Annotated in this window: 16 protein-coding genes and 1 riboswitch; of the genes, 7 read left to right on the plus strand and 9 right to left on the minus strand. The window is 39.4% G+C overall.

The window, feature by feature from the left end; all coding sequences use genetic code 11:
• Positions 1 to 2 precede the first annotated feature (2 nt).
• The 5 genes from hisH (at position 3) to JQC92_RS11865 (ending at position 4,362) form a co-directional block, all read left to right on the plus strand.
• Entirely contained in the window at positions 3 to 620 is a 618-nt protein-coding gene (hisH, locus tag JQC92_RS11845; protein WP_239480534.1) for an imidazole glycerol phosphate synthase subunit HisH, read from the plus strand.
• Positions 621 to 622: 2 nt separating this feature from the next.
• Positions 623 to 1,360 (plus strand): 1-(5-phosphoribosyl)-5-[(5-phosphoribosylamino)methylideneamino]imidazole-4-carboxamide isomerase, encoded by a 738-nt coding sequence (gene hisA / locus JQC92_RS11850; protein WP_204999850.1) that lies wholly within the window; start codon positions 623 to 625, stop codon positions 1,358 to 1,360.
• Complete coding sequence (hisF, locus tag JQC92_RS11855) at positions 1,342 to 2,115, plus strand: imidazole glycerol phosphate synthase subunit HisF (RefSeq protein ID WP_204999851.1); 774 nt, start codon at positions 1,342 to 1,344, stop codon at positions 2,113 to 2,115. The genes hisA and hisF overlap by 19 nt, the downstream gene beginning before the upstream one ends.
• 1 nt (position 2,116) lies before the next feature.
• Entirely contained in the window at positions 2,117 to 2,731 is a 615-nt protein-coding gene (gene hisIE / locus JQC92_RS11860; RefSeq protein ID WP_204999852.1) for a bifunctional phosphoribosyl-AMP cyclohydrolase/phosphoribosyl-ATP diphosphatase HisIE, read from the plus strand.
• Between the two features lie 257 nt (positions 2,732 to 2,988).
• Positions 2,989 to 4,362, plus strand: coding sequence for a cytochrome P450 (locus JQC92_RS11865; RefSeq protein ID WP_204999853.1), 1,374 nt, complete (start codon positions 2,989 to 2,991; stop codon positions 4,360 to 4,362).
• 87 nt (positions 4,363 to 4,449) lie between these two features.
• On the opposite strand, the gene thiH is transcribed toward JQC92_RS11865, so the two are convergent.
• From thiH to JQC92_RS11905, 8 genes are all read right to left on the minus strand, one after another.
• A complete protein-coding gene (gene thiH / locus JQC92_RS11870) occupies positions 4,450 to 5,565 on the minus strand; it encodes a 2-iminoacetate synthase ThiH (protein ID WP_204999854.1) in 1,116 nt (371 codons plus the stop codon).
• Positions 5,566 to 5,570: 5 nt separating this feature from the next.
• Entirely contained in the window at positions 5,571 to 6,344 is a 774-nt protein-coding gene (locus JQC92_RS11875) for a HisA/HisF-related TIM barrel protein (RefSeq protein ID WP_204999855.1), read from the minus strand.
• Between the two features lies 1 nt (position 6,345).
• Complete coding sequence (gene thiS / locus JQC92_RS11880; RefSeq protein ID WP_204999856.1) at positions 6,346 to 6,558, minus strand: sulfur carrier protein ThiS; 213 nt, start codon at positions 6,556 to 6,558, stop codon at positions 6,346 to 6,348.
• Complete coding sequence (locus tag JQC92_RS11885; protein WP_204999857.1) at positions 6,555 to 7,325, minus strand: HesA/MoeB/ThiF family protein; 771 nt, start codon at positions 7,323 to 7,325, stop codon at positions 6,555 to 6,557. The genes thiS and JQC92_RS11885 overlap by 4 nt, the downstream gene beginning before the upstream one ends.
• Positions 7,322 to 8,896, minus strand: a complete 1,575-nt coding sequence (locus tag JQC92_RS11890; protein WP_204999858.1) for a bifunctional hydroxymethylpyrimidine kinase/phosphomethylpyrimidine kinase — start codon at positions 8,894 to 8,896, stop codon at positions 7,322 to 7,324. The genes JQC92_RS11885 and JQC92_RS11890 overlap by 4 nt, the downstream gene beginning before the upstream one ends.
• Before the next feature lies 1 nt (position 8,897).
• Positions 8,898 to 10,916, minus strand: coding sequence for a phosphomethylpyrimidine synthase ThiC (gene thiC, locus JQC92_RS11895; protein ID WP_204999859.1), 2,019 nt, complete (start codon positions 10,914 to 10,916; stop codon positions 8,898 to 8,900).
• A 137-nt stretch (positions 10,917 to 11,053) separates the two neighbouring features.
• Positions 11,054 to 11,151, minus strand: a riboswitch (TPP riboswitch).
• 358 nt (positions 11,152 to 11,509) lie between these two features.
• Positions 11,510 to 12,478 carry a helix-turn-helix transcriptional regulator gene (locus JQC92_RS11900; protein ID WP_204999860.1) on the minus strand — a complete coding sequence of 323 codons (969 nt, stop codon included), beginning with the start codon at positions 12,476 to 12,478 and terminating at the stop codon, positions 11,510 to 11,512.
• Positions 12,479 to 12,494: 16 nt separating this feature from the next.
• Positions 12,495 to 13,319, minus strand: coding sequence for a GGDEF domain-containing protein (locus tag JQC92_RS11905; RefSeq protein ID WP_204999861.1), 825 nt, complete (start codon positions 13,317 to 13,319; stop codon positions 12,495 to 12,497).
• Positions 13,320 to 13,719: 400 nt separating this feature from the next.
• On the opposite strand from JQC92_RS11905, the gene JQC92_RS11910 reads away from it, so the two are divergent.
• The gene (locus JQC92_RS11910) at positions 13,720 to 16,482 is read left to right on the plus strand and encodes a TonB-dependent receptor (protein ID WP_204999862.1); all 2,763 of its coding nucleotides are present in this window, start codon (positions 13,720 to 13,722) and stop codon (positions 16,480 to 16,482) included.
• Between the two features lie 10 nt (positions 16,483 to 16,492).
• A complete protein-coding gene (locus tag JQC92_RS11915; protein ID WP_204999863.1) occupies positions 16,493 to 18,379 on the plus strand; it encodes a phytase in 1,887 nt (628 codons plus the stop codon).
• Positions 18,380 to 18,428: 49 nt separating this feature from the next.
• On the opposite strand, the gene JQC92_RS11920 is transcribed toward JQC92_RS11915, so the two are convergent.
• Positions 18,429 to 18,926 (minus strand): HvfA family oxazolone/thioamide-modified RiPP metallophore, encoded by a 498-nt coding sequence (locus JQC92_RS11920; protein WP_204999864.1) that lies wholly within the window; start codon positions 18,924 to 18,926, stop codon positions 18,429 to 18,431.
• Positions 18,927 to 19,159: the final 233 nt, after the last annotated feature.

Consider the following 19,159-nt stretch of genomic DNA (forward strand, 5'->3'; position numbering starts at 1 on the left):
CTATGACAAACAAAAGCATGGAGAATGCTACGGTGATTATTGATACCGGCGTATGCAATTTAACTTCAGTTTATCAGGCGCTCATTAGAGTTACTGACAATGTCATCGTTGCTAGTGACGCACGAACCATCAGCAACAGTGCAAGAGTGCTATTACCGGGTGTAGGCGCTGCACCTGCTGGAATGAAGTCTTTAAATGATCTTCATTTAATCAACGTGATAAAAAGCCTTCAGCAGCCCGTCTTAGGCATTTGTTTAGGAATGCAGCTATTAGCGCGATCGTCAACCGAAGGTGGCGTGGTTACTGATTGTTTGGATGTGATATCAACAGACATTATTGAATTGGAGTGTCATGAACAATCACTGCCGCATATGGGCTGGAATAAACTATTAGGTTTTGAGCAACATCCAATTTTTGCTGGACTTGATGCTAAAAGTTTTACCTACTTTGTTCATAGCTTTTGCGCCCCGGTGAGTAAATTTACCATCGCTACTTGCGAGTATGGGCAACTTTTTAGTGCTGGAATTGCTAGCGATAACTTTATTGGGCTGCAATTTCACCCAGAAAAAAGTAGCACTATTGGCTCCAAAATTCTCACAAACTTCTGTGCAATGAGGTAAAAATGATAATTCCAGCAGTCGATCTCATTGATGGCAAAGTCGTGAGATTATTTCAGGGCGATTACGCCCAACAAACTGATTTTGATGTTGAACCACTAGCACAACTTCTTAGTTACCAACAACAAGGTGCAGAGTGGCTCCACATCGTTGATTTGACGGGGGCTAAATCCCCAAATAAACGACAACTGACATTGATCAAGACATTAGCCGCTAGACTATCCGCCTCTGTTCAAGTAGGTGGTGGAATACGAACTAAACAACAAGTAAAAGAGCTTCTTGATGCAGGTGTATCTCGTGTCGTTATCGGATCGTTAGCGGTTAAACAGCCACGACTTGTCTCTGAATGGTTCAAAGAATTTGGAAATGAAAAAATCTGTTTAGCGTTGGACATCAACATTGATGAAAAAGGAAACAAAATAGTTGCTGTTTCTGGTTGGCAGCAAGCATCTGAATACACAATCGAGCAACTGATTCAACAATATCAAATTGTTGGTCTAAAACACGCTTTAGTGACGGACATCAGTTGCGACGGCACATTATCGGGATCAAATGTAAATTTGTACAAAGAACTCCACCAGCAGTTTCCAGACATTCACTGGCAAGCCTCTGGCGGTATTGGCAATCTGAGTAACGTATCCTCAGTCAAACAGAGTGGTGCGCACAGTTTGATCATAGGCAAGGCACTTTTAATCAATGAGTTTAATGTCGAGGAGGCTATTTCATGCTGGCAAAACGCATAATACCTTGCTTAGATGTTAGAGATGGAAAAGTGGTTAAAGGCGTCCAATTCAAAAACCATAAAATCGTTGGAGAAATCGTTGATTTAGCGAAGTATTACTCCGATGAGGGTGCAGATGAATTGGTGTTTTACGACATTACAGCCAGCGCTCATGGTTATGGGGTTGATAAGGGTTGGATCGAAAGCATTGCCGAACAAATAGATATTCCATTTTGTGTAGCTGGTGGCATTAAATCTATCGATCAAGCCCGCAACGTATTGAAGCATGGAGCAGATAAAGTGTCTGTGAACTCTCCTGCACTTTCTGATCCTAGCCTGATCCAACGATTACAGGATGAATTTGGAAAACAATGCATTGTTGTAGGTATCGACTCGTATTTCGATGCTAATACAAACAATTATAAGGTTAAACAATTCACTGGTGATGAACACACATCCTCTTTTACACAGTGGAAAACATTAGATTGGGTAGAAGAAGTACAAAAACTTGGTTGTGGAGAAATTGTGCTGAATGCGATTAATCAAGATGGTGTTAGAAATGGTTATGACTTAAAGCAACTTGCCCAAGTAAGAAGGATTTGTGACGTACCATTAATCGCCTCTGGCGGTGCAGGCTCGACTCAACACTTTATCGATGTATTTAAAAACATAAACGTAGACGGAGCACTCGCAGCAAGTATTTTTCATAAACGTGTAATTTCGATTGATAAGCTCAAAAAAGAATTAGAACATAATGATATTTGCATAAGGCCATAAGATGAAGAAATTAAATGATGAACAGATATGCAGCATTGATTGGCAAAAGTTAAACGGCTTGGTGCCTGCTATTGTACAAGACTTCCATTCTGGCCAAGTCTTAATGCTTGGTTATATGAATGAACAAGCCATTATTAAGACTCAAGTTGAAGAGAAGGTAACATTCTTTAGTCGCAGCAAAAATAGACTTTGGACCAAAGGTGAGTCGTCTGAAAATTATCTGCATTTAAAATCAATAGCGGTTGATTGTGACAATGATGCACTTTTGATCCAAGCTGTTCCCGATGGCCCAACATGCCACTTGAACACACCAAGTTGTTGGGATGAAAAAGATGTTGACCCTTTTCTACTCAATTTAATCAAGCTGATTGAGAAAAGAAAACAAAAAGGTCCGTCATCAAGCTATACCCGCTCACTCTTTGAGTCTGGTACTAAGCGAATTGCGCAAAAAGTTGGAGAAGAAGGTGTTGAAACTGCTTTAGCTGCTGCAACTGAAGATAAACAAGAATTAATCAACGAAGCTTCTGACCTAATATTTCATTTGCTAGTATTGCTCGAAGATCAGGAGTTGTCATTTAAACAAGTCATTAATCGTTTAGATGAAAGGCGCAATTAGAATACTACCAATTACAGTAATTAAGTTCACAACTCAGAGCTCTGTACGCCATCAAAGGGCAAGGCTAAAGCTTTCCAATACTGCGTTAAACGTTTTTGCATTATCCCGACAAAAGCACGAAGTGCGTTGAACGCCAGTTTTGTATGGCGGCCGTAGGAAATATTGCTGCAAACATGCGTCTTGTACTGAAAATCTTTACCTCTTGCTGAATGGGAAGTTAATTACTGTAATTGGTATAATATTATCTGGAGGAATTAATGCTGTCTCTTAAGGATTTACCTATGCCACCTGCGAGTGGCCTTCTTGGACATGTTAGCCTCCTTAATAAACCTGATATTCACAAAAAGCTTATAAGTTGGTATAAAAATTATGGTGACCTCTACAGAATTAAGCTTGGTCTAAATAATGCGCTCGTAGTATGCGATCGAGCTACAATTCAAGACATTTTGAAAAAGAGGCCATCCATTTTTAGGCGTTCCAGTTTAATCGAAGATAGGTTCGAAGAAGCTGGGATCAATGGTGTGTTTTCTTCTGAAGGAGATAATTGGGTTCAAAACCGTCAACTTTCAGAAGCCATTTTCGTTTCGAATCATATTCAAAATTTCACCCCTATTTTAATGAAAATCACTCAGCGTCTTCATAAGCGTTTTTTGCATCTTGCAACCACAGACGCTGATGTAGATTTACTTAAAGAGTTTAAAAGATATACCGTTGATATAACAACAAATTTAGCATTTGGAGAAGATTTAAATACCTTGAATTTATCAGAGAGTAAACTTGAACAAAGTTTAGAACTGATCTTTCCGATGATAAACCAAAGATGCCTTTCTCCTCTTCCACTTTGGCGTTACGTGAAAATGCCCGCAGATAGACGGTTTGACTCCGCAATTAAATACATTAAAGAACAGGTTCAAAAATTCATTCAGCACCAAAAAGCACTTCTTATTCAGAACCCATCATTGAGTCAACAGCCACAGAATATGCTGCAAATGATGCTGATTGCACAACAAAAAAATCAAGACCTTAGCGATGAAATGATCATTGCAAACGCCGTTACTATGCTACTGGCGGGCGAAGACACTACCGCAAATACACTTACGTGGATGGTCCATCAAATCTCTGATAGACCACTTGTAAAGCAAAAAATATTGAATGAATTAACAGAAATAGATTTTAAAACCACGCCTGAGATTTTGAAGCAGCGATTTACATACATAACAGCAATAGCACTTGAAGCCATGAGGCAAAAACCTGTAGCACCACTGTTATACATTGAGCCAAATAAGAATACCGTTGTGCAAGATGTCATCGTAAAAGCAGGAACACTTCTCATATTAGCGCTAAATGCATGTTCAAATGATAAATCTGTTTTTGAACGATCTTTTGAATTTGAACCAGAACGATGGCTTGGAAATCATTCAAACTCAACTAACGAAATTTTGCCCTTTGGTGGAGGAAGTAGAATGTGCCCTGGGCGCTCGTTAGCGATGACTGAAATTAAACTCGCATTTTCTACCTTAATGAAGGACTTTGATGTTATCCCACTGCAATCAAGTGCCTCAGTAGAAGAGCATTTTACATTTACACTCTCACCAAAAACATTCATGTGTAAAATTGTGTTTAATCACTAGAGTAGATGCGATTGAGATAAAAGAGAGTTGAATAACAGGTATTGAAGCTTAATCGAGGTAATTCAACTCTCACAGAAGACACTAACACTAGTTAATCCATTCGGATTCCCAGTCTTTAAACACTGGAGTTAAGCCCTTACTTTTAATTGCAGCAACAACTTCATAGACACTTCGTTCATCGCCTATTTCAAATTGATTAAGTTCTTCATTAGGATGTAAATAGCCTCCTGGTTCTGTTGAACTTCCTGCACTCGTTTGAGTGATCCCTAAAGAAATAATATTATCCCGAAAATCAGCTGATTCTCGTGTAGACAAACTGATGTCAAGTTGAGGGTTAAATAACCTAAATGCACTGATTAACTGTACAAGACCGATATCAGTTAATTCAACTTTCGGGTTAACCCCGCCAACACAAGGGCGTAATCTTGGCAGAGAAACACTGTATCGACTTCGCCAGTATTTATGTTCTAGATAATATAAGTGATGACCCATTAACAGTGCATCAAGACGCCAATCATCCAGACCTAATAATACCCCTAAGCCAATTTTATCTACTTGAGCTCTTCCAAGGCGATCTGGCGTTTCCAGTCGATATTGGAAGTCGGACTTATGCCCTCGAGTATGATGCTGGCGATAGGTTTCAGGATGATAGGTCTCTTGATAGACCATCACCGCATCCATCCCCTTTTCAGCCAGACTCTTGTATTCATTCTCTTTTAACGGTTGAACTTCAAATGCGATATAACTGAAATATTGCTTTATGATTGGCATAATTTCACTAAAGTATTTAATGCCAACCTTTGTTTCATGCTCACCAGAAACAATCAAGATAGAATCATAACCTTGTGCTTTGATGATTTCACATTCTTGACGAATTTCATCATGAGATAAAATTTTTCTCTTAATTTTATTACTCATAGTAAAACCACAATAGTCGCACTCATTAGCGCATAGGTTTGAAACATACATTGGCAAATACATACCAATATTAGAACCGAATCTTTTGCGAGTATTACTCACAGAGGCCTGAGCCATCTGTTCTATATAGGGCTCTGCAGCTGGCGACAGTAAAGCTAAGAGACTATCAAGGTTTCGCTCTGGTTGATTAAGCGCCCTTTCGACATCTTTATCCGTTGTCGAATAAATTTTCAATGCCAACTCATCCCGAGGGATGTTTTTAAACACATCAGTAAAAGTATTCATAAGGCTTACAAAGAAGTTGAATTTAAAAAACCAGTGAGAGGACTGGTATTATTTGCTGTACGAGAAATCGTGCCCAAACCTGCAACATACGCATCTCGCCCAGCTTTAACAGCGGCTTTGAAGCATTTTGCCATTGTCACAGGATCAGGACTGCTCGCTATGGCTGTATTAACCAGTACCGCATCCGCACCAAGCTCCATTGCTCTTGCTGCGTGTGAAGGTGCACCTATCCCTGCATCTACAACAACAGGTACTTGAGCCTGCTCAATGATAATTTTAAGGAAGTCATCAGTCACCAAGCCTTGGTTACTGCCAATTGGTGAACCTAATGGCATGACGGCTGCACAACCAATCTCTTGCAAACGACAACACAACACAGGATCAGCATGAACATATGGCATGACAACATAGCCTTGTTCACAGAGTTCTTTTGCAGCTGCAAGCGTTTCAATGGGATCTGGCATTAAATAACGTTGATCAGGATGAATCTCCAATTTTATCCAATGCGTACCAAACAGTTCTCTGGACAATTCAGCTGCGAAGATGGCTTCTTTTGCATTTCGTGCACCAGAGGTATTAGGCAGTATTTTTATACCTGAATGTTTTAACGGTTCCAGTAAATCATCCGTACCATTTTTTGCATCAATTCTTTTCATGGCAATGGTCGCCATTTCAGAACCTGATTGAACCAACGATTCGAGCATTAGCTTACTTGAGCTGAATTTACCAGTGCCTGTAAAGAGTCTCGACTCAAATTCTTCATTCGAAATTTTTAACACATCAACCTCCAGCTACTGCTTTGAATACTTCAATTTGATCATTTTCCTGACATGTTGTGTCAGTCCATTTTGAGCGAGGAAGTATTCGTTCATTAACAACGACAGCAATAGCATTCACATTTTTTATTTGAGCTACATCTAAAACCAGAAGTGCTTCGATACTAAGATTTGACTCGATTGAGATATTCTCGCCATTAAACTGAATGTTAATCATGCGACACTCTCCTTGATTACGTGTTGTTCGGTGTTAACGCATACCGAGCAACTGGGGTCCTGTTCCAATAACGCGGTCCGCCACTGAAAAGTATTTCCATCGAATAACCAAAGCTTACCGAAAACCTGTTTATCGCCGAGCATGACTTTTAAACCGATTAAAGCCTGCATTGATGCCAAGGTACCAACCATGGGACCGAGGATTCCGACACTTCTACAGTTATCATTAACTTCAATTTGTTCTGGGTACAAGCAGTTATAGCAGCCAGACATTGATGGATAGTAAGCGAATAATTGACCACTAAAATTAGCAGCCGCAGCACTGATAAGAGGCAGCGAGTTTTTAACACAAAATCGATTGATAAGATGTCTGCTTTCAAAGTTATCACAGCAATCAAAAACAACGGTTTGTTTTGAATAATCCAGTTGTAATACATCCGTGAACATTTCAGCTCTTACATTGATATGGATATTCGGATATTGCTGTTGAAGTTTAATAAAAGCCACTGTGGCTTTATTTTTTCCAATATCGTTCTCTGAAAATAAAAGCTGTCTTGGTAAGTTGCTACTTTCGACTTTATCTCCGTCCACCAGCACGATCTCACCAACACCGGCTGCAGCAAGGTAATGAGCGACAAGAGTACCTAAACCACCAACACCAACAATAATTGCTTGGCTTGTTTTAATGCGTATTTGGCCATGTTCACCCACATTCGATAACAGTATTTGTCGTGAATAACGCATGAATTCTTTATCACTAATATTCATACAGCTTCCTTCCATGGTGATTGTTCCCATAGATTAGCGAGTACGTTAAATGCTTGTGCTGGCTTATCGGCGAGTGTTACAGCTCTTACAACAGCAACGCCATTAACCCCGGTTTGCTTAATGATATTGAATTGAGCAGCACTAATTCCACCGATCGCAACTAAGGGTATGCTACTGGACAATAAGCTCACTTGCCTTTTAACTTTACTTATTCCTTGTGGAATAGAGGGCATATCTTTTGTAGGCGTAGGATAGATATGACCAATAGCGACATAAGATGGCTTTATCTGCTGAGCCAGTAGAGCTTCGAAAACCCCATGACTGGATAAACCCAAAGCTAATCCTGATGACTTGATTAAATTCAAGTCTGCTTGAAAAACGTCTTCTTGACCTAGGTGAACGCCAAAGGCGCTATGCTTTATGGCCAACTGCCAATGATCATTAATAAAAACTTGTGCTTTGTGTTGATAACCGAGTTCAATCGCTTTCGCTATTTGTTGCTCCAGCCAATCCGGCCCATTTTTCTCAACAAGATCTTCTTTGATTCTGAGCTGAATGGTTTGACAACCCGCAGACAACAATAATGAAATAATTTCTGCGCTGTCTACAACTGGGTATACACCAATATCCCCAGCCATAGACCTGAAAGGCTTTACTGTATCATTAATTAGAAGCTTTGAAGCTTCACAGATAATGCGAGGAAAGTGCCTTAAATCAGTCGGCCAACCTGTTTTGGCTATTGGTCCAGCACCCTCTCCAATTTGATAGCTGAATTGTATACCGCTATGTACATAGGCATTCGCTTGCAAAACCGCGTCCTGAAGAGGATAACCGTGAGCGATAAATGATGCGATTGCCGATGAAAGAGTACAGCCCGTACCGTGTGTGTTATCTGACTTAATTCTCTTATTTACAAAACGAACAGTTTCATTTTGGTGTAACTCACTACAATGGCTAACATTACGACAAATTAAAATATCTTCTGCGTACAATTGATCATTAGGGTTATCACCTCCTTTAGCTAACACACTGCAATCCAGTTGATCAGCTAAGAATCGAGCTCTTTCTTTTATCGAAGCATTTTTACAATGTGCCGTTAATTGATGTAGCTCTGAATAATTTGGGGTTAACAGCTTAATTACCCCCTTAAATGGAGTGAAATTAACACCTAAATCACTATTCAAACTATCACCACACGTTGCAACCAGCACAGGGTCAAGTACTACTTGGACATTTGGGTTTACTTCTTTGTATTTGCTTAACCATTGGCCAAGCAAATCAATTTGATGTTGATCGACTAATAAACCGATTTTAATAGCCACAGGCGGCAAATCCGTCGAAAGAGTATCCAGTTGTTGCTTTAACATGTTTTGAGTAACAGGTTCTACCAAATCAACTGCAACACTATTTTGTGCAGTGACACCTGTAATGACAGTACAAGCGTGACAAGATAAGTCATTCATTGTTTGTAAATCAGCTTGTATTCCTGCTCCACCACCAGAGTCTGAAGCAGCAATGCTCCAGACAATCGGACGATTAGAACAAGTGCTGAGTTCTAAATCTTCATGCATATCAAGCGCTCTCTTTCTCAGCATCATCAACTACGTGATAGATTTCAGAGCCTGTCGCTTTGAACTCGTTTGATTTTTGTGTCATTCCTTCGGTTATGTCTTTCGATAGCTTTTCATAATCAGTATGACTATTGATTTCTATACCTTTAGCTTCTAATGCAGCCGCATAATCACGGACATCCTGAGTAATCTTCATCGAACAGAACTTAGGCCCACACATTGAGCAGAAGTGAGCCACTTTCGCTGACTCCTGAGGTAAACTATCATCGTGATATTCACGTGAAGTATAAGGATCTAGACCTAGATTAAACTGATCTTCCCATCTGAATTCAAAACGCGCTTTTGAAAGTGCATTATCACGAATTTGTGCAGCTGGATGGCCTTTCGCAACATCAGCAGCATGGGCAGCAATCTTATAAGCAATTAATCCTTGTTTTACATCTTCTTTATTCGGTAAACCTAAATGTTCTTTAGGGGTGACATAACAGAGCATTGCTACGCCAAACCAGCCAATCATTGCAGCACCAATACCCGAAGTAAAATGGTCGTACCCTGGTGCGATATCGGTTGTTTGTGGACCTAAGGTATAGAACGGTGCTTCATCACAAATTTCAAGTTGCTTTTCCACGTTCTCCTTAATCATATGCATTGGAATATGACCAGGACCTTCAATCATAACTTGAACGTCATATTCCCAAGCAACCTTGGTGAGTTCGCCTAGTGTTTCCAATTCAGCAAATTGTGCTTCATCATTAGCGTCTGCAATAGAGCCTGGACGCATACCATCACCCAAAGATAATGACACATCATATTGCGCACAGATTTCACAAATCTCTTTGAAGTGAGTAAATAGAAAGCTTTCTTTATGATGACTTAAGCACCACTTCGCCATTATCGAACCACCACGAGATACAATACCCGTCACTCGCTTAGCTGTCATTGGAACATAACGAAGTAATACACCAGCGTGAATGGTGAAATAATCGACACCTTGTTCTGCTTGTTCAATTAACGTGTCACGATACATTTCCCACGTTAAGTCCTCAGCTACACCGTTTACTTTTTCTAAAGCTTGATAGATTGGAACAGTACCGATTGGGACAGGTGAGTTTCTTATCAGCCATTCACGAGTTTCATGGATATATCGACCTGTAGATAGATCCATTACATTGTCCGCACCCCAACGAATGGACCAAACCAGTTTTTCAACCTCTTCTTCAATAGATGAAGTCACTGCAGAGTTTCCGATATTAGCATTCACTTTCACTAAAAAATTACGACCAATGATCATCGGTTCGGATTCTGGATGGTTGATGTTGTTTGGAATGATTGCACGACCCCGTGCGACTTCTTCTCGCACAAATTCTGGAGTGATTAGTTCACCAATTCTGGCACCAAAACTGTTACCCGGAGCACGTTTTGCAATATCTGAGTCGGCAAGCTCAGCTCTTGCCATATTTTCACGGATTGCAATGTACTCCATCTCTGGAGTCACAATCCCCTGCCTTGCATAATGCAGTTGAGTCACTCGTTTACCCGATTTAGCTCTTCTTGGTTTTGGTAACGCCTCGAAGCGCAAATGATCTAAACCATCGTCAATCAGTCTTTGTTGAGTAAAGTTTGAACTCACACTATCAAGCTCTTCGGTATCTTCTCTTTCTAAAATCCAATTACGACGATGTTTTGGTAAACCATCCCTAACATTAATCTCTGAATGAGGATCTGAATATGGGCCAGTACAGTCATAAACATTGATTGGTGGATTAGATTCAGTAATAGGCTCCTCTGTACTTCCCCCAATAATGGTGTCAGTTTGCTCTATTTTTCGCATACCCACTTGAATGTCTTTTCTGCTTCCTTCAACGTATGCTTTTTCTGAGTTCGGAAATTGCTCAGGTTTCAAATGATATATAAACTCACTAGCTTGATCACGGCGTTCTCTGCGAGTGATTTTTTTAGAATTACTGTTTTTAAAATGGCCTTCATTATCAAGGCGTTCGTTCCGTGTGTTGGTGTGCATAAGCAATCTCACAATCTATATAATTAAGAAGTTGCTTGTCTGACGCCCAGTGTGGATGATTAACTGAATGGGTAAAAGCTGGCATTAATCCTTCTTCCATCAAAGAAGAATAGATTAATTTTATAGGTATTAAGATTCCAGATTTCACTTTTGTTTCCTTCGCAGGTCTTAACCCGACAGGTTCAACGGATCCCGTGTTAACGATCTCAGCCTAATGGCACTCCGACAAGTAAATATCTTCACAGTAGCTGTGAAGCCTTTTTAGTATAGACATATTGAATTTTTTGATACAAGCCGAATTTCAAATACAAAGTAAGAAAACTTGATGATGTTCATAGAATTGAAAGGTAAACGCTTATGTTTGGCTGTCATTTGAGCAGTCGTACATATTGTAATTGCGTAATGACGGGCCGTGTGTATGCGGAGTACGTAATTAACTAATTACTGTAACGGCTGTTGATCTTTCGTGATTGGTTTTGTAGCGGTAACAATGAAAAAACGACCAGTTTACTTAGATGTCTAGTCTTTGCTGCTCTTCTTGATCAGGTAAACTCTCACATAGCAATAAATTAATCCTGAAAGATAAAAAGTTCTTAGCTAAGCCACAAATAATATCTACTGGGAAGAGAGCCTGTCCAACGTTTGAAAGCACGTCTAAAATTGCTGATATCTTGTTCATTTAATTGCTTGGCCGTTTTACTCGGATCATGCTCTGCCAACAGTATTAAAGATTTAATTAAGTTCGCTTCATCCTGTATTTGACCAAAACAGGTATCAAATTCTTTTAATCTTCTTTTTAATGTCGCCACACTCATGTCAAGATTACTGGCTAACTGTGGCAATTTAAATGACTCTTTTAAAAGGTGACTTTTTACTTTGCGCGGCAATCCAATCTGTTTTGAACTGACCTGTACCTTTTGTATTGCTGAACTTTTGGCTAACCTATAGTCAAAGTCATATTGCCTCAGTTCAATACGTTCATAACCACTAGCGGAAACACACATAATCGGTGCATCAAATGTGATATTAGAGTTTAAGTACTTTAGGTATTGCGACGTATTTGATGGTTTAGAAAAAGGAAATGAAAATCTCATATCAATATTTTTGAATAGAAAACTCAAAGATGAACTAAAAACCTCAAGTATAAATCTGTTATTTGTTTCAAAACCAAAGTCAGGTGAGATCAAAAGGTGCTTTTTAGCATTGATATTGAAGTTAATTAATTGAATCCATGGTTGTGATAGTTGCAAGAATCGGTAAAAATTTGAGTACTTTACGTTCAAATCATTTGATCTATTAAGTAAATTCGCATGTGTATCGGCTAAGTCAGTATACAACATCTGACCCAGTAAAAAGGTTAAATCGTTTCCTTCCCATTGTCGATTAGCATTATCAAACAATCGTTTTAGTTGATGTGGAGAAACGGTAAAATCTAACCGTTGGATGTCTTTAATAAAGATTCCTGTGCCCGTTAAAAGTATCTGCGTACTTAATTTACGTTGGCAAAACAAACCAACAATTAAAGTGACTATCCGTCTGCAATATAAGGCTTTATCATTCAAGCAAATAAAGGCCATATTAAATTGCCTCATTAGAAGCTAACGTAGCTTCTGGTTCTGGTCTCAGTCTTTGATTCAGCTCTATCAGTAAGTATTCTGAAATCGAAGTCTCTTCAGAATGAAAACCATTCACAAACATATTCACTTCAGTTGGCAATAAAGAGCTCAATTTGCAGTTGATGTCTGTTTGATTTATTGATTGAGCAATACTACCAGCTAAAGCCTCGACAAGCTGATCATTGCCATCGTTAATCAGCACTACAAAACAATCGCCAGCAAAACGACAAACTAAGTCGCATCCTCTCAACTGATAGCACAAAATATTGGCTATTTTTTTCAAGCATTTGTCAGCTTTGTTAAATCCAAAGCGACTGTTGTACGCACTAAAGTTCTCAATATCAAACGCTACTAACCCATAGCTTTTTTTGCTTTTATTGAGACGTTTTAAGTGTGTTTCAAAACCTCTTGTATCATTGAGCAGGGTCAATGGATCTGTTAAATGGTGTTGCCTTATATATTGCTCTCTTGTTTGCAATTGACGATTAACCACCTTTTGTTCTTTTCGCCAGTGCCATAATCCATAAGTGAGAAAAGCCAAGCCTAATGGCATTGGTATCTTTTCAATCAAATTGGTAAAAATGGTAGAGCTGGTTCTTATGAAAATTTCATCCAATACGTCCAGAAAGCATCCGAATGCATACACACTCAAACCAATGACTAGCAAGCTGGTAACAAACCCCTCAGGTCTTGCAGAGCGAATCACAAATATCCAGCTGGTCGCTAAAGCAAAAAGACAAAACTCACCAAAAATATCGATAAAATCAATGTCTATTGTGTATTTCAAAGGCAGATGCAATAACATTATTAATAAGGGTACAAGCGTTATTACTAACAAGCTGATGATCAAAAACGGCGTTGAGCTTTTTAATTTCATTGTTCTATTTTTAATACAAACATCAATATCTGTAAAATAATGCATTTTTATTAAGATTTTGTGACTAAACGATTTAAAAACAAAAAGTCAAATTAGCTCAATAAAACACTATCTAACATTTTAAACCCACCTGAATTCTCAGTTTATTAGGCCTTTAAAGCAATAACACTAATTCAAATCAGTTCATCACCTAAAAATACTAGTGAGGATCTGCGTGAATAAACATCAATGAAATGTTTTCGTCACAAATCTGACATTTCTCTCTCTTAATGTTTGCCCTGACTTTTGACCCCTCAGGATAAATAGAACAATGAAAAAGCCATTTAAATTATCTGCAATATGTCTGGCTCTTTGCAGTATCGGAATATCTGCACAAGCCATCGCTGTAGGAAAATTTGAAGGAAGTGTGAGAGCTGAACAAAGTAAACAACCTCTATCAGGTGCTATTGTAACCATTCAAGAACTTAATCAAAGCCAAACAGCAGGCCGTGATGGCCGCTTCTTTTTTAATGGCCTAAAAGCGGGTAACTACACCGTTTCAATTTCATATTTAGGTGTGCCAACACAAACAAGAAAAATTACTGTCACCGATAATCAAACTTCAGATCTCATTGTTGAGCTTGCAGGTAATGAAATTGAGCGAATTACCGTAACAGGCCATACGGGGTCATTAAGTAAGTCTTTAAATCGACAACGCAGTGCAGATAACCTCGTTAGTGTTATCAGTGCTGATGTATTAGGTAACTTCCCTGATAGTAACGTCAGCGAAGCACTACAACGTGTTCCGGGCGTGTCAATTGAACGTGACCAAGGTGAAGGAAGATTCGTCCGTATACGAGGGTTAGCTCCAGATTATAACTCTGTATCAATGAATGGTACACGACTACCAGCCCCTGAAGATGATCGCCGTGCTGTTGCTCTTGACGTTATTCCTTCAGATCTTGTTCAATCGGTTGAAGTCAGTAAAACAATAACTCCTGACATGGATGCCGATTCACTTGGTGGCGCTGTAGAAGTAAAGAGTCTATCCGCTTTTGATCGCGATGAATTGTTTTTCAATCTATCAGGTGAAGCCAGTTATAACGGATTAACAGAACAAACCAGTCCGAAGTTCGCAGCGAGTTACAGCGATACGTTTAATGAAAAATTTGGTGTGGCCGTTGCTGCAAGTTGGTATAACCGCAAATTTGGCAGCGAAAATGTTGAAGTTGATGGCGGTTGGGATCTAGATGACGAAAAGCTAGAAGAAGTCGAAGCACGTAACTATGACATTAACCGTGAACGTATTGGTTTAGGTATCAACCTAGATTACCGTCCAACCGAAGATCATGACCTATTCTTACGTTCTTTATACAGTAAATACGACGATGATGAAGTGAGAAATGCATCAGGAGTTGAATGGGAAGATGCAACTGACACGCAAACACTGTCGCCTGCAGAAGTTAAACGTTCATTAAAGGCCAGAACAGAAGAACAAGACATAACTTCATTTGTACTCGGTGGACAATCAAGATTAACGAAGTGGACAGTTGACTACCAAGCTTCCTATTCCCGTGCAACTGCAGCAAAGCCTTTACATATTGGTGGTGCTGAATTCGAAGCTGAATTTGATAAACTGGGTTTCCAAGGTACGCAAAAACCGATTATTTTAGCCAATGAAGATTACTATGATGCTTCCGAGTATGAGTTAAAAGAAATTGAAATTGCAGACACACGTTCAACAGACACTGTAAAAGGTGGAAAAATTGATTTTACGCGTTCATTTGAACTTGGAAAAAATGGTGCTGAGATAAAATTCGGTGCAAAGGCCAGCACAAGAGAAAAAACAAACCGTGAAGATGTTTGGATTTTTGAAGATTTTGAGGACTTCGGTGTTTCTGAAGACCTTTTATCTTTAGGTGCATACAGTAATTCAACAGTCACCTACGGACTGAGCGAGTTTGGTCCATCGATTTCAACGGATTCTATTTGGGGCCTAGTAAACGCCATGAATGCGAGTGAGTTTGCTGATGACATTGAATCTAAAATTGGTGATTTTGACATTAATGAAGACCTTACAGCGGCTTACATCATGGGCACAGTTGATTTTGACCAACTCAAGGTCATTGCCGGTGTGAGATACGAAAACGTTGACTGGGACTCTCAAGGCTACAGATTCAATGAAGATGAAGAGTTTATTGCAAGTAACTCTAAACGTTCAGAAGACCACTTACTACCATCTATTCATGTTCGCTATGAGTTCAATGAGAATACAATTTTCAGAGCATCTTGGACGAATACAATCACTCGCCCAACGTTTGATCAAATTGCACCTGGCTTCTTGTTAGAAATTGACAAGGATGAAGATAATGAGACTGGTGAAGTTGAGATTATCCGTGAAGCTGAGTTTGGTAACCCTGATTTAAAATCCCTCGAATCAATGAATGTCGATATAAGCTTAGAGCACTATTTCGATGGTGTTGGATTATTGAGCGTTGGTGGTTTTTACAAAGACATTGAAAACTTCATTTACGAGGCTGACCTAGCCGGGCGAAGTGAATACGTTAATTATAAAAAAGCACTGACTTTCGTAAATGGTAATAATGCTGACTTGTACGGTTTTGAATTAGCTTATGTGCAAGAATTTAACTTCTTATCTGAGCCATTTAATGATCTGTTAATCAATACAAATATCACCTACACCGACTCTAATGCCGAAATCCAATGGTTTGATGATGATGAATTACTCGCACGATATATTCCATTACCAAGTCAGTCTGACTTATCTGCAAACTTCTCAATTGGATATGAAAATGCGTATACAAGCGTTTGGCTTTCAGCTGCTTATAAATCGGAATACCTACAAGAAGTTACTGAAATTAACGATGAAAAGTATGACATGTACGAAGATGATCACTTACAGTGGGACTTCGTTGCGAAAGCGCATATAACAGAGGCAATGACAGTATATTTTAAAGCTATCAACATCACTGATGAGCCATTTTATAGCTATGCTGGCAGTCGTCGTTTCAACAATCAATACGAAGAGTATGGCAGAACGTTCCAACTAGGCATTCAAGTAGTTAATTTTTAAGGTATAAGTGATGAATAAGAATAAAACAAAAAATATCTTCAAATATGGATTATTAGCTTCTCTTGTATCAGCAACACTGGGGATCTCAGCATGTAATGATGATGCATCACCATCAGTACATGCTGAAGCTCAATCTAAACCTATATTTACAACAGGTAAGGAAAACGCTGTTAAAACCTTGATTGGCCTAAAAGGAAGTCAAGGTGTTCGACTCAATAATGGCTGGTTGCTTGCAAGCGAGAAGTCAGGCTTAGTTTCTTGGAATGGTGAGTCCGATAAAGGCAACACCATAGCTAAAGGGGAATATAAGTACCTTCAAGCTTCTAGTGATATTGCGATAACGGTTGATACTAAAACAGACCGTGTTCAGCCATTTTCAGTTGTAAACGGCACACTGACTAAGCTTGCCCTTATGCCTGAACTTGATTATGAAATAAACTGGGTTTGTTTACAGCCAAGACAGCAAGATGGGTTGACTTATGTTTGGCTTGGTGGCGAATCAGGCAACGCACAACAGTGGGTATTAGGCCACAAAGGTAATTGGAATCCAAAATTTATTCGCAGCATATCAGTACCTATGGGGACACTTAATTGCTCTTTAGATTCTACGACAGATACACTGTATATTGCAGAGCAACAAGCTGGAATTTGGGCAATAGATGCACACCCTCAAGCCGTTAAAGAAACTGAGCTTGTCGTTGCAAAACCACACAACACGTTGACTTCCGTTTTTGCTGATGATGGACACGTGTTTTATCAAGATGAAACTGGGCGTGTCTTTACTGATGGCAACCAAGTCGCTATTAATAAAGGCGATGAAGTTGAAGGATTAACCGTTTTCACTCACAATGAGAAACAATCCGTACTCAGCTTCGATGACGAACATGACCTATACCTTCTCTCAAATTGGAGTATGAAGCTACAACCAAAAGATAAAGCAGAGAAGATCCGTGAAATTCCAGCATGGGTCGAAAGCACGAGTTCAGATCGTGCCGGAGATACTATGGATGACCCTGCAATTTGGGTTAATAAAACATCACCTGCAGACAGCTTGATTCTAGGCGCTCATAAGCGCTGGGGGTTGTTAGTATTCGATATGCAAGGCAACCAAGTACAGTCTATTGGCACTGGTCGCATTAATAATATCGATATAAGACAAAACCTACAAATCAATGGTGAAACTAAGAGTATTGCGATAGCCAGTTTGCGTGATGGAGATAAACTTGCCGCGTACGAAATTGCTCATAACGGCCATGTAACACAAACTGCAATTTTGGATACACATTTAAATGACATTTATGGCATGTGTTTATATCACGATGGGTCACAGCTATATGCATTTGCAAATGAGAAATCAGGTAAAACCATACAGTATCGTGTCAATTTTGATACACAAATTTCTATCACTAAAGTACGCGAGTTCTCTGCTCCATCGCAAGTCGAGGGCTGTGTAGCCAATGATCAAACAGGTGAGTTATTTGTTGGTGAAGAGGACCAGGGAATTTGGAAGTATGATGCCAATGCTCAAGCTTCATCACAAGGTGAAATGATCATCAAAGTCGGGGGCCCATTAGTCGACGATGTCGAAGGCCTAGATTTGTATCACGGGAATAACAAATCTTATCTTGTTGTTTCAAGCCAAGGTAATGATTCCTATATCCTTTATGACTCTGAAACCCCTTATCAGTTTATAACTCAATTTAGAATTGGGACTAATTTTGATAAAGGTATTGATGGTAGCTCAGAAACCGATGGTTTAGCTGTTACTTCACTTCCTGTTGGTGACGGCCCTTGGTCACAAGGTATGCTTGTAGTTCAGGATGGAAGAAATCGCATGCCAGATGCAAACCAAGATTTTAAGTGGATTCCTTGGAGCAGTATCTTTAATAACGATTAAAGGCCATAAAATATCTCATCGCCCTATCAACTAGGGCGATGACTTTCAATTACTTTTTACTTCCACATTTTCCTTCATGAGCTTTACGGTTTTCTCCGCACCGACCTTCGCCGCATTTCCCTTCTTGAGACATTTTTCCGCCACATTTCCCTTCTTGAGACATTTTTCCGCCACATTTCCCTTCTTGAGACATTTTTCCGCCACATTTTCCTTCTTTACTTCCTTTTTGGTCAACACCGCACTTGCCTTCGCCACATTTTCCTTGATTTGCTTTACGCTTCGCACCGCAACGTCCTTCTCCGCATTTGCCTTGTTGAGACATTTTGCCACCACACTTTCCGTCATGTGCTTTTTTCCCACCACATTTTCCCTGGCCGCATTTACCATCTTTGATTTTATCTGCACCGCCTGAGGATTGATTATCAGCAATTTGATAACCTTGATGAAGTTGATTAAAACTAAATTGACTGGAATTTGCTAATGCTACAGGGGCTAAAATAACGGTACCAATAGCGACAGCTATGGCTTTTTTGTTTAATTTACTCATTAATACCTCTTACCGGAAGAACCGAACAGACTAAGGTGTTGAATAGTTAAATTAAAACAGTACACGAAAAAAGTCGCATTTAAATTGTTATATGGAAGAATTTTTTTAAAAGTTAAAGAATCCACCTTCTTAGAAGGTGGCTTTGCCTTTCGCCCCCTGTAAGGGGGCTGGTGCTTGCCCTCTTAGAAGGCAAGCTGTTGTCCCCGATATTTATGAATTAAAAATCAAACCCT

This window comes from Parashewanella hymeniacidonis (assembly GCF_016900895.1).
GTDB lineage: Bacteria > Pseudomonadota > Gammaproteobacteria > Enterobacterales > Shewanellaceae > Parashewanella > Parashewanella hymeniacidonis.